9 protein-coding genes and 3 tRNA genes are annotated in these 12,309 nt (G+C 34.9%); 11 read left to right on the plus strand and 1 reads right to left on the minus strand.

The window, feature by feature from the left end; genetic code table 11:
* Positions 1-109: 109 nt before the first annotated feature.
* From AC1VAQ_RS19835 to AC1VAQ_RS19880, 10 genes are all read left to right on the plus strand, one after another.
* Positions 110-180, plus strand: a tRNA-Gly gene (locus AC1VAQ_RS19835).
* A gap of 92 nt (positions 181-272) precedes the next feature.
* A complete protein-coding gene (locus tag AC1VAQ_RS19840; protein ID WP_479904440.1) occupies positions 273-3,293 on the plus strand; it encodes an extracellular solute-binding protein in 3,021 nt (1,006 codons plus the stop codon).
* 133 nt (positions 3,294-3,426) lie between these two features.
* Complete coding sequence (locus AC1VAQ_RS19845) at positions 3,427-4,917, plus strand: C69 family dipeptidase (RefSeq protein ID WP_302598067.1); 1,491 nt, start codon at positions 3,427-3,429, stop codon at positions 4,915-4,917.
* A 241-nt stretch (positions 4,918-5,158) separates the two neighbouring features.
* Entirely contained in the window at positions 5,159-5,971 is an 813-nt protein-coding gene (locus tag AC1VAQ_RS19850) for an NUDIX hydrolase (protein ID WP_303244326.1), read from the plus strand.
* Positions 5,964-6,500: a cysteine hydrolase family protein gene (locus AC1VAQ_RS19855; protein WP_302598069.1), complete on the plus strand. Its 537-nt coding sequence runs from the start codon at positions 5,964-5,966 to the stop codon at positions 6,498-6,500. Before AC1VAQ_RS19850 ends, AC1VAQ_RS19855 begins: the two co-directional genes overlap by 8 nt.
* A gap of 31 nt (positions 6,501-6,531) precedes the next feature.
* Positions 6,532-7,332, plus strand: a complete 801-nt coding sequence (locus AC1VAQ_RS19860) for a ribose-phosphate pyrophosphokinase-like domain-containing protein (protein WP_302598070.1) — start codon at positions 6,532-6,534, stop codon at positions 7,330-7,332.
* A gap of 68 nt (positions 7,333-7,400) precedes the next feature.
* The gene (locus tag AC1VAQ_RS19865; RefSeq protein WP_330697564.1) at positions 7,401-8,933 is read left to right on the plus strand and encodes a nicotinate phosphoribosyltransferase; all 1,533 of its coding nucleotides are present in this window, start codon (positions 7,401-7,403) and stop codon (positions 8,931-8,933) included.
* A 58-nt stretch (positions 8,934-8,991) separates the two neighbouring features.
* Positions 8,992-9,495 (plus strand): nitrilase-related carbon-nitrogen hydrolase, encoded by a 504-nt coding sequence (locus tag AC1VAQ_RS19870; RefSeq protein ID WP_330697565.1) that lies wholly within the window; start codon positions 8,992-8,994, stop codon positions 9,493-9,495.
* Between the two features lie 30 nt (positions 9,496-9,525).
* A complete protein-coding gene (locus AC1VAQ_RS19875) occupies positions 9,526-10,749 on the plus strand; it encodes a hypothetical protein (protein ID WP_479904441.1) in 1,224 nt (407 codons plus the stop codon).
* An 87-nt stretch (positions 10,750-10,836) separates the two neighbouring features.
* Positions 10,837-10,907: transfer RNA gene (locus AC1VAQ_RS19880), tRNA-Gly, on the plus strand.
* A gap of 191 nt (positions 10,908-11,098) precedes the next feature.
* Here AC1VAQ_RS19880 and AC1VAQ_RS19885 read toward each other — a convergent pair.
* Positions 11,099-11,659, minus strand: coding sequence for a DJ-1/PfpI family protein (locus AC1VAQ_RS19885; protein ID WP_479904442.1), 561 nt, complete (start codon positions 11,657-11,659; stop codon positions 11,099-11,101).
* 236 nt (positions 11,660-11,895) lie between these two features.
* Between AC1VAQ_RS19885 and AC1VAQ_RS19890 the strand changes: the two genes are divergently transcribed.
* Positions 11,896-11,977, plus strand: a tRNA-Leu gene (locus tag AC1VAQ_RS19890).
* The last annotated feature ends 332 nt before the right edge of the window (positions 11,978-12,309 follow it).

The raw sequence follows: 12,309 nt of genomic DNA on the forward strand, positions 1-12,309 counted from the left end.
TAGTAATACATTCAGGTGACCAATACTAACGGTTCGAGGGTTTGACCTAAAAAACAGGTTGAATTATAATTTGTAGTATTTGTTTTTGAGAGTATAAATAAAATAGTATGCGGGTGTAGTTCAATGGTAGAACTTCAGCCTTCCAAGCTGACTACGTGGGTTCGATTCCCATCACCCGCTCTAAATTAAAGGAAGTACCATAAAACTTATTAATTAGTTTTGTGGTACTTTTTTTGGTTTAAAATAATATAGGGTTAGTCTAAGGAGACTTTATGAAAAGAAGATATATTTTTATAAGTATAATCTGTACAATTATTAGCCTTTTCATAATTGGAGGGAAAGATGTCAAGGCTGATATAGGGGGACAAGACGAGCAAATAGGAGGAAATCTAACAGTAGTAACAGCAGGACAAAATATTGAAAAATATATAGATCAGTTTAATACGATTTATCCTAATGTAAATGTAGAAGTAGTAGCATTAGGTGATTATGAAAATGAGATTAAGGATATGATTGACATAGGGGAGTATGGGGATGTACTTTTAATGCCTAGTTTTATTTCATATGATGATTGGGATAAATATTTTGAGCCATTAGGAGAATATAGTACACTTTCAAAACAATACTTGTTTATGAATGTTAGAGAAAAAAATGGAAAGGTTTATGGTTTTCCAATGTGTGCTAATGCACAGGGTCTTGTTTATAATAAAAAGGTGTTTGATGAAGCGGGAATAAAAAAATTACCTACAACGATAGATGAGTTTCTTAGTTGTTTAAAGATGATAGATGAGAATACAGAAGCAATTCCTTTCTATACTAATTATAATACTGCATGGGCTTTAATAAACTGGCAGAATTATACCTTCGGTGCAATGTCAGGGGATGAGGACTATAGGTTTAATAGATTTGCTCATGAAAAAAATCCTTTTATAGAGGGAAAAAATCACTATAGGGTATATAAGTTATTGTATGACATTGTGAATCAAGGACTTTGTGAAGAAGATGTTTCAAAGAGTGATTGGGATGAATCCAAAAGATTGCTTAATGAAGGTAAAGTTGGATGTATTGCATTGGCATCGTGGATAATACCTCAAGCTAAATCGGCAGGAGAGTATCCAGATAATATAGGCTATATGCCTTTTCCAAATAGTATTAAAGGTAAACAATATATGACTATTGATGCTGATTATGCATACGCTATTAGCATTAATAGTAAAAATAAAAAAGCAGCACGCGCCTGGATAGATTTTATGATTCAGGACTCTGGATATGCCAGGGATAATGGCGCTGTTTCTATTATAAAGGCAGATCCATTACCGACATGGTTAAATGAATTTGAAAATGTAGAATTTATTATAGGTAACTTTTCTAGAGATAATAATGGATATATATTAGGTCAGTTAGGGGCAGCTCTAGAATTAAATGATGGTCAACAACAAAGAAGGATAATCGATGCGGCACAGGGAAGAAGTCAAGAAACATTCGAAGATATTATGAAAGAATGGAATGAAAGATGGGAAAGTGCAAGACCTGAAGAGAGTATTGCAATAGAAGAGACAGAGATTTTTAGTCAGAGCTTAATTTTAGATGATTCATATGAGATATTCTTTTCCACCAAAGAAAAAGAATACCTTGCAGAGAATAAGGAAATTAAGGTAGGATACATAGAAAATATTAGGCCATTACAATATAAAAAAGATGAAATGTTTGTAGGAATCTCAGCAGACGTATTTGAATTTATAAGAGAGAAGACCAACTTAAATTTTGTATATCAGCCATTTGACACTTTTACCGAAGCAGTAAGAGCGTTACGCCTAGGAAAAATTGATGCTATTGCAGGTATGGAAAAAATTGAGTTGTACGAAGATGAATTAAGTTATTCTAAGGATTACCTGGAGTATCTAAATGTTATTGTAAAACAGAAGACAGTAGATATTAATAACTTAAAACAAAAAACGCTTGGGATGTTAGAGGGGGAATTTAAGAATTATAATCTGAATTTGAATCCAGATATAATAAGACATTATAGTACGACAGAGGAATGCTTAGAAGCGGTTAATGGTAGGGAAGTAGATTTTATTTTTAGTAATTATTATACAGTAAATGAATGTTTTAGAGAAAAAAATTATAATAATTTAGTCGTTCAACCGGTGATGGAACAAGGTAAATATTACGTAGCATTTAGAAGTGATGTGGATGTAAGATTAATGGCTATTATTAATAAAGTAATTTATAGCATATCCCCTGAGCAGAAACAGGCTATTGTACTTAAAAATACACAGGGAACATATAATCCACCTACATTAAAGGACCTAATAGAAGCATATCCAATGGTAGCACTGTTTACTGTAATTATAATATGCTGTATCATAATTGCAGTAGGATATTACTTAATGTATTTGCAGATTTCACATAATAAGGCATTGGCCATTAATGCGAAGAAGTATGAGCAATTAGCAGATATTGCAGGAGAGTATATTTTTGAGTATAATTACCAGCAAGATAGCATTATATTTGGAGAGAAGCTTAAAAAGAGGCTTTCTTTAGGTGATGGAGAGAAAAAATTAGGGGAGTGTACTGGACAAGCTGGCTTACATAGGTTTATAGACATCATAAGAAATACAAAGAAAGATGATGTTGAGCAGATTCAGGTAAGGTTATCTTTGCATAGTGAAGAACAAGAATGGTATCAGGTGATATATTCTATTGTTTATGATGAGCATAAAAAACCACTATTCCTAATTGGAAAGTTAATTAATATTCAGAAGCAAGTAGAGGAAAGAACATTGCTAGAAGAACAGGCTGAAAAGGATCAACTTACAGGTGTATATAATCGTATAGGATTCTATAAGATGTTAGATAAAAGTCGTATAGGGCAGCTAAAAAAGGGACTATCTGCTCTTTGTATTATCGATTTAGATGAGTTTAAGCATGTTAATGATACATTAGGGCATGCGGGCGGAGATGAACTTTTAGTAATGTTATCACATAATTTACAGAAGATATTTAAAAATGATGCCATCATTTCCAGGTTTGGAGGAGATGAATTTATGGTATATATTAAAAAGATAGATACTATAGAAGAATTACACAGTAAAGCAAAAGAGTTATGTTCTAGTATGGATACAGTGCTAGAGTATAATAATAATACGTGTAAGGCATCAATTAGTATGGGGGTTGCTATAGACCACAGGAATATGAGCTATGAAGATTTGTTAGATAAAGCAGATAAGGCGCTTTATAAGGCAAAGAATAATGGAAGAAACCAATATAATATTTATGAAAATGATTAAGAATAGGCACCTAGAAGGGTGCCTTTTATTATATATGCATAAAAATAAATAAAAAGCTTGATTAAGAAATAAAAATAGTATATCATATGTTTAAATATACAACAAAGTAATTAAATATAAATGGGGTGGAGATATGAAAAAGAAATTAGTAATGCTTTTAGCTATGGCTATGAGTATGAGTATATTTACGGTAAATACATTAGCTTGTACAGGAATTGTAGTGGGAAAAGATATGACAGCAGATGGGACTATTATGATGGGGAGAACTGAGGATATAGGTTCAGCATATAATAAGAACTTTGTTGTGGTAGAGGCGAAGGACAATAAGGTAGGTACATATTTTGAAGATTTAAATGGGTTTAAGATTGAAGAACCTAAACATACATATAAATATACAATGGTTCCTGATGTAGAGGAACATGGTGATGGGATATATGGAGAGGCAGGAATGAATGAAAAAGGCGTAGCAATGTCAGCGACTGTTTCAGCACAAATAAATGAAGCTGTAGAGAAATATGATCCATTAGTAGATAACGGTATAAGAGAAGCGGCAATGCTTAGTGTTGTATTACCACGTATTAGTTCAGCTAAAGAAGGCGTTAAGGTTTTAGGCGATATTGTGAGTAAGTATGGTGCCGCAGAAGGGAACATTGTTTTATTTGCAGATCAAGATGAAGCTTGGTATATGGAGATTTTAAGTGGACATCAATGGGCAGCAGTAAAGGTACCAGATGATGCATATGCAGTTATTCCAAACTGTTTTATGCTAGGATATATTGATTTATCAGATACAGAGAATGTAATGGCATCTAAGGATATTATTAATTTACCAACTAAGCAAGGTTTTCTAAAAGAAAAGGATGGCAAGTTTAATTTGGCATTAACTTATGGAGAGACATTAACAGAAGGGAATCGCATGCGTGCGTGGGGAGGAAAACATTTCTTCTCACCTTCACAAGACATAGCTTATGATAGCGAAGTCTTTGAATTATTTACAACAGCTGATGAAAAGATTAGTTTAGAAGATGTGATGGAACTCCAACGTTATCGTTATGAAGATACAATATATAATGTGAATCTAGAAGAAAATAAGACAAAGCGTGCAATAGGAACAGAAAATCAAGCAGAATGTCATATTTTCCAAATGACTAAGTCTTTACCTAAAGAGGTAGGTGGCGTAATGTGGATGGCAATGGGAAATGCGGAGCATTCAGTGTATTTACCAAGCTATAATATTATTACAGATACTGCAGATGCCTATAAGGTGCAAGGTGAGGAATATAGTGCGCAATCTGCATATTGGGCATTTAGAAGTTTATCTACTTTAGCAGAACTCAATCGCGAGGCTTATGGTGAAAGCGTAAGAGATTTCTGGAAAGCATATGAACAAAAATTAATAGCTAATCAAACAGCGTGCAATGCTAAAATAAGTGAACTTTATAAAAAGAATGCTAAAGAAGCAAGCAGTTATGCAACTGAGTTAACAATGGGGATTCAAAATGATGCGATAGATAAGGCACAAGTTATGTTTAGTGAATTGATGACGAAGGTGGCAAAGGATAAAGGACAAACACCTAAGAAGAATTATATGCCATCTATTGCGACAAGTTTAGAAGAAAAATAGAGCATAAGTACATAAAAGGCTAATCAAATTATAGGGTATGTTTAAGTTTAACAGCTAACTATGATTTGGTTAGCTTTTTTTATAAGTTGATTTAAAGAGAATTACGATTGACAAATAGAATTTTTGGAAAAATATTGACAATGCTAAAAGATAATATTAAAATGTTATTATCAAAAAGATAATAACAAACATATCATATATTAAACAAATCAAGATAGCTAAAATAGGAATAAAGGTAGGGATGAAAGTGACGGAAGCACAGTACTTAGAAAGCTATGATGCAAATCAGTATTATAGATTTTCAGTGGCAACTGATATTGTGGCATTTTCAGTATCAGAAGAGATTAAAACGAATTATAGGAAGTTACCAGAGAAGAAACTTAGAATTTTGATGATAAAAAGGGGTGAGTATCCTTTTAAAGGAGAGTGGGCATTACCTGGCGGTTTTGTGAGAGAGAATGAGACAACAGAAGCAACAGCAAGGAGGGAGTTAGAAGAAGAGACTGGGGTAAAAGAAACATATATGGAGCAGCTTTATACTTTTAGTGATCCCAAACGTGACCCTAGAACAAGAGTTATTAGTACAGCGTATATTGCACTTCTAAATACGAATCCTAGTTTAAAGGCAACAGAAGATGCAGTAGATGCAGCTTGGTTTGAAGTGAATTATGAGCAGCTAGAGGGAAAGAAGTATAAATTAATCCTTACACATGAAGATGAAAGATTGGGTGCAGAAAGATTAGAAGCAGATATTGATGGAGAAGACTTTAGCGCACAGGGGATTGCCTTTGATCATGCTAAGATTATAGCGGCTGCTATTGAGAGATTAAGAGGAAAAATAGAATATACAGATATTGCATTAAATCTTGTACCAGAGCGATTTACTTTAGCAAGTTTACAGCAAGTATATGAGATTATTTTAGATAAAAAATTATTAGTAGCTAATTTTAGAAGGAAGATATCAGAGTTAGTAGAAGAAACACAAGAGTATGCAGAAAATGGTGGACATAGACCATCAAAATTATATAAGAAGGCGGATGCAAGAAATGAGTAAATTATTAGTTGTAGTAGATATGCAAAATGATTTTATAACAGGAAGTTTAGGAACTAAGGAAGCAGAACAGATTGTACCAAATGTAGTCAATAAGATTGAAACATATCGTGCAGAAGGAAATGAGATTGTTTATACAAGAGACACACATATGGAAAATTATTTAGAGACGAGAGAAGGAAGCAATTTGCCTGTAGTACATTGTGTGAAAGGTACTTGGGGATGGGAACTTCAAGGGGATATTGAAAATACAAGAAGAGAAGCAGATAGAGTATTTGATAAGGGGACATTTGGGAGTACAGCATTGGGAGAATATGTGGCTGAGAAATTTAAGAAAGATAGTGAGTTAGAAGTAGAATTAGTTGGATTATGCACTGATATTTGTGTTATTTCTAATGCCTTTTTAATTAAAGCATTTTGTCCTGAGATTAAAATAGGTGTAGATGCAAAATGTTGTGCTGGGGTAAGTGTAGCAAGTCATGAGAATGCGCTAATGGCTATGAAGATGTGTCAGGTTGAAATTAGAGACTAATTAATAAATTATTTATTAAGGGGTGGGATATATGATTAAAGTAAATCAAGAAGAAATTAAAGTGGGGTATTTTCCAGACCAGACATTATTATTAAAGCATAGAACCAAGGGGAATATTGAGGTAAATAAGATTTATTGGTACTTTGAGAATAATGAAGAATTGATTGCAGTTTATTTTTTGTCAAAACATTTACGAGAACATGGTGTGAGAAAACTTGATTTAGTAATGCCATATATTCCTAATGCTAGACAGGATCGGGTAAAACGTGAGGAAGATATATTTACCTTGAAATATTTTAGTGAAATGCTAAATGGGATGGGATTTGATCATGTATATGTTTTAGATCCGCACTCAGATGTGGCGTGTGCATTAATTGATAGGGTGAAGAAACTGCCCGTTGCACCTTATATCGAAGAAGCAATTAGGAGAAGCGGCATTAATAAAGAGAAGGATATTATCTTTTATCCAGATAGTGGGAGTCAAAAGAGATATGCTGAGATGATACTATTCCCTAATGCGTTTGGAATTAAAAGAAGAGACTGGGAGAGCGGTGAAATCAAGGGATTAGATGTGGCTGGGGAGATTCCTAAAAAGCCTTTTAATGTGCTTATAGTTGATGATATTTCTAGTTTTGGTGGGACATTTTACTTTTCTGCTAAGAAACTTAAGGAACTAGGAGCTGAGAAAATTTATCTATATGTGACACATTGTGAAAATAGCATTTTAGAGGGAAAACTCATTGAGAGCGGATTGGTAGATGAGATTTATACTACAGATAGCATTTTTACAAAGGAACACGAGCTGATTAAGGTGATTACATTAGACTTGTAGTAGAGATAGAGGAGATAGTATAGAAATCAAGAGATTCAGGAATATAGATTGATTAAGAGGAGTGATGAATGATGATGAGAGTTGGGCTCAATCCATTGTTATTATTAGACTTTTATAAGACAACTCATGCGGAGCAGTATCCAAAGGAACTTACAAAGATGGTATCTTATTTTACCCCTAGGATGAGCAGGTTAGAAGGGGAGGATAAGCTTGTCATGTTTGGACTTCAGGGATTTATCAAGGATTATTTAATTGATGCTTTTAATGAAGGCTTTTTTAAGAGAGATAAAGCAGAAGTGCTAGGGGAGTATAAGCGGCTTTTGAATGCAACCATAGGAGAAGGTGCCTATAGCATTAAGAAGATTGAGGATTTATATGATTTGGGCTATTTGCCATTAGAAATAAAGGCTGTACCAGAAGGAACGCGTGTACCTATTAAGGTACCTATGATTGAGATTAGTAATACGCATCCAGACTTTGTATGGCTAGTGAATACGATAGAGACGAATATTTCTTGTAGCTTATGGCACCCAATGATTAGTGCTAATGTGGGATATCGTTATAGACAGATTGTAAATAAGTACTTTGATATAAGTGTAGATGATAATGTCCCTAGAAATAGAGCATTAGGAGATTTCTCAATGAGAGGGCAAGAATCTACTGAAAGTGCAATTAAGAGCAGTGCAGCGTTTTGTTTATCATTTTTAAACACAGCTACTGTACCAGCTATTAAATATTTAGAAGAGATATATCATTGCGATTGTACGAAAGAAGAAGTGGCCTTTGGGGCTATCAGTACAGAGCATAGTGTCATGTGTTCAAATTATACTGTTGATGGTGATGAGCTTACTATGATTAAACGCTTACTAACAGAAATATATCCTAATCAAAGTTTTTCTATGGTAAGTGATAGTTATGATTATTGGAATCTAGTGACTCATCTTTTACCACAATGCAAAAAGGAGATTATGGCACATAATGGTACGCTACTTATAAGAGGAGATAGTGGCGATCCGGTAGATATTATCTGTGGCACAAGTGCAACTTCTAAGAATACACCAGAAGAAAAAGGAACAGTAGAATGTTTATGGGAAATCTTTGGTGGGACAATTAATGAGAAGGGGTATAAGGTGTTAAATCCACATATTAAAGCAATTTATGGTGATAGCATTACTGTGCAGCGTGCCAAGGAGATTTATGAAAGACTTATTGAAAAAGGATTTGCTTGTAATAATGTAGCTTTAGGAGTAGGAAGCTTTTCAATGCAGTGTATTCAAAATGAAGATGGTAGCTTAAATCCATTTACAAGAGATACATTTGGCATAGCGATTAAGGCGACTTATGCGGAGAAAGATGGAGAGAAAATAGAAATCTTTAAAAATCCTAAAACAGATACAGGACATTTCAAAAAATCTCAACGTGGTCTTTGCTATGTGTATGAGGAAGAGGGTGAGATTAAATATGTAGATGGATATGGTACGACTAATAAAGCTGTTATTAAAGCACCTAATTTAATGGAGACGGTCTTTAAAGATGGGAAGTTCGTTAAGGAATATAGCCTAAAGGAAATACGAGAAAGGCTGCATGAAGGCAAGTTCTAGGAAGTGTGAGTGGCAGTAGGAGATAACAGGAAGGCGGGGTGGCAGGATGCATGGATTTGTGAAAGTTAGGGCGGCAGTACCGAAGGTAAAGGTAGCTGATTGTAAGTTTAATGCAGTGCAGATTATAGAGAAAGTCAAAGAAGCTTGGAAACAAAAAGTGGCGGTCTTGGTTCTGCCTGAGCTTGTTATAACGGGATATACGTGTGGTGATTTATTTTTCCAAAAGATTTTATTAAATGGCGCCATGAGAGGGCTAGAGGAAATTCTGAACGCTACAAAAGAAATGAGTATGCTTATAGCAGTGGGAATGCCTATTGCAATGGAAAGTGAGATCTTTAATTGTAGTGTAATGATTTTTGAAGGCAAGATTGTAGGCGTTGTCCCTAAACAATTTATACCTAATTATAATGAGTTCTATGAGAAACGTTGGTTTGCAGCAGGAGAGGATTTGAAGTGTAAGCAGATAGAAATCTTAGGGCAAGAGGTACCTGTAGGGTGCGATTTACTCATTAAGTTACCGGAGGTAGGTACAATTGGTGTAGAAATGTGTGAGGATGTTTGAGTACCTATACCACCTAGCTCTGTATTATGTATGGCGGGGGCAGAACTGATTTTAAATTTATCTGCCAGTAATGAAATAATTTCTAAACACAGCTATAGGCAGCAGCTTTTAAGTCAGCAATCTGCAAGATGTATGTGTGGTTATATCTATACCAGTGCAGGAATCGGTGAGTCTACTACAGATATTGTATTTAGTGGGCATAGTATGATTTGTGAGAATGGCGCGATTAAAGCTGAGAATGAGAATTTAATTGATGGTGATTATTTACTAGTGACCGAGATTGATGTGGAGAGATTACAAGCAGAACGTCAGAAGTGTAAAAGCTATAAGGATTGTGCAAAAATATATAGTAAAGAAATGCGTGTCATCAAAGTAGTGAGCCGAAAATTAAAATCAGGGATAAGTAAAGCAGCATTTGAAGCACTAGGCTGGGATAAGAAAGGAATTGTAGGGGTCACAATGCCTGGGTTTGGCACAACAGATAGAACTTATGATAATGCCATGATGCTGATGAAAGATTTAGGCATTACTATAAGGGAGATACCTATTCGTGAAGCTTGTATGCAGCATTTTAAAGATATAGGACATGATTGCAATGTGCATAATGTACTTTATGAAAATATACAGGCAAGAGAACGAACAAAGATATTAATGGATGTGGCCAATCAAGGTGGCGGATTCGTTGTAGGCACGGGAGATTTAAGCGAATTGGCACTGGGATGGTGTACCTATAATGGCGATCATATGAGTATGTATGCTGTGAATGCCAGTATACCTAAAACGTTGGTAAGGAGTTTGGTTGGAACGATTGCTAAAGAGAAAGGTGAGACAGCAAGAAATGTTTTAGAGGATATTATTGCGACGCCTGTAAGTCCAGAGTTACTGCCAATTAGTGACAAGGGTGAGCTGCTACAAAAGACTGAAGAAGTAGTGGGGCCTTATGAGTTACATGATTTTTATTTGTATTACATGATACGTTTTGGATTTAGTCCAAGTAAGATATTTTATCTAGCAAAACAGGCATTTAGAGAAAAGGAAGATGAAATAGACTGTGTATATGATGAAAAAGAAATATTAAAGTGGATGAAGGTTTTCTATAATAGATTCTTTAATCAGCAGTTTAAGAGAAGTTGTTTACCAGATGGCCCTAAGGTAGGAAGTATTTGTTTGTCACCAAGGGGGGATTGGAGAATGCCGAGTGATGCACAAAGTACATTATGGCTAGAGGAGATAGAGGCATTAGGCAAGGGCTGATGAGATATGTTATTAAAATAATAATAAAAAAATTAAAAAAGAGACTAGACAAACCTAAAAAGAACATGTATAATACAAGCATGTTCTGCGGGTGTAGTTCAATGGTAGAACTTCAGCCTTCCAAGCTGACTACGTGGGTTCGATTCCCATCACCCGCTCTAACTCATGGTGTTACAAACATTGTTTGTAACACCTTTTTTGTAAGATAGAAAAGTTCGATTTTTAGCTTTATTATTCCATAGATAACGCGATGTGAATTGCTTTGTTGCCAAATAGAAAAGTTAAAAATTTTAAAAGGAGTTGCTACAAAATACTTTGTAGCAGCTCCTTTCATATTATGAGAATTATATTAGAAGAGTTTAATATAGTTAGCAAGCCAACTTGGGTGAGCTGGCCAAGCTGGGGCTGTAACAAGGTTGCCATCTACATAGGAAGCATCCATAGGGACTTCAATATATTCACCGCCGCAAGCTTTGATTTCTGGTGCAACAGATGGGTAGGCTGTTAATTTGCGACCTTGAAGTAAGCCCGTTGCAACAAGAAGTTGAGGGCCATGACAAATAGCAGCAACAGGTTTGTTTGCGTTCATAAAGTATTTGACGATATTTACAACCTTTTCATTAAGACGTAAGTATTCAGGAGAACGTCCTCCCGTGATAAGAAGGCCATCATAAGATGCTATATTAATGGTGTCGAAGTCAGCATTAATAGCAAAGCGATGACCTGGTTTTTCGCTATAAGTTTGGTCGCCTAAAAAATCGTGAATTGCAGTAACAATGGTATCGCCTACTTTTTTATCTGGGCATACTGCATCTACTGTATAACCAATCATTTGGAGTGCTTGAAAAGGCACCATGGTTTCATAGTCTTCTGTAAAATCTCCTACTAACATTAAAATTTTTGTTGCCATAATATATCCTCCTTAAATATTAAAAAATATAAATAGAAACACATAGTTTATTTCGGAAAAGTGGAAATATTAATGATAAACAATGAAAGATTAGTATGAAAAAGATTAACGAATTGAGAGATAAGAGGAGTTATGAGAAGAAGATTAAAGAGTTTCGACAAGAAAAAATAAATTTCTTAAAAAAAACACTAGACAAACCTTAAAAGAGATGATATTATATCCAAGTACTCGGTTTTGCGGGCGTGGCGGAATTGGCAGACGCACTAGACTTAGGATCTAGCGCCGCGAGGTGTAAGGGTTCGACTCCCTTCGCCCGCACTAGGGTAAAAGCTTTGAATCTTTGATTCAAGGCTTTTTTGTTTTAATACATAGCTAAAATAGGCATGATAGGACTTTTGGAGCAAAATGAATAAGAGAATAGCTAAAAGGACTATGATGAATACCTTTTCAATGTAGAAAAGCAATTACCATAAAAATAAAATTCACATTAACAACAACAAATAGCGAAGGAGGATGTTTAATCCTCCTTTCGTTACCCAATAAGTGAATTTATATATAGAGCGGCAAAAAAAGCGGTAGGGCGAAAGTTCTACCGCTTTTTTTATGGTGTGCCCAGCATGGGCGTAGTCTAACGGGTGAAAGTCCCGAGT

Source organism: Cellulosilyticum sp., assembly GCF_982396655.1.

Coding starts and splice junctions, on each gene's coding strand:
- AC1VAQ_RS19840 (WP_479904440.1), top strand. CDS start 273: ATGAAAAGAAGATATATTTTTATAAGTATAATCTGTACAATTATTAGC.
- AC1VAQ_RS19845 (WP_302598067.1), top strand. CDS start 3,427: ATGAAAAAGAAATTAGTAATGCTTTTAGCTATGGCTATGAGTATGAGT.
- AC1VAQ_RS19850 (WP_303244326.1), top strand. CDS start 5,159: ATGAAAGTGACGGAAGCACAGTACTTAGAAAGCTATGATGCAAATCAG.
- AC1VAQ_RS19855 (WP_302598069.1), top strand. CDS start 5,964: ATGAGTAAATTATTAGTTGTAGTAGATATGCAAAATGATTTTATAACA.
- AC1VAQ_RS19860 (WP_302598070.1), top strand. CDS start 6,532: ATGATTAAAGTAAATCAAGAAGAAATTAAAGTGGGGTATTTTCCAGAC.
- AC1VAQ_RS19865 (WP_330697564.1), top strand. CDS start 7,401: ATGATGATGAGAGTTGGGCTCAATCCATTGTTATTATTAGACTTTTAT.
- AC1VAQ_RS19875 (WP_479904441.1), top strand. CDS start 9,526: ATGGCGGGGGCAGAACTGATTTTAAATTTATCTGCCAGTAATGAAATA.
- AC1VAQ_RS19885 (WP_479904442.1), bottom strand. CDS start 11,659: ATGGCAACAAAAATTTTAATGTTAGTAGGAGATTTTACAGAAGACTAT.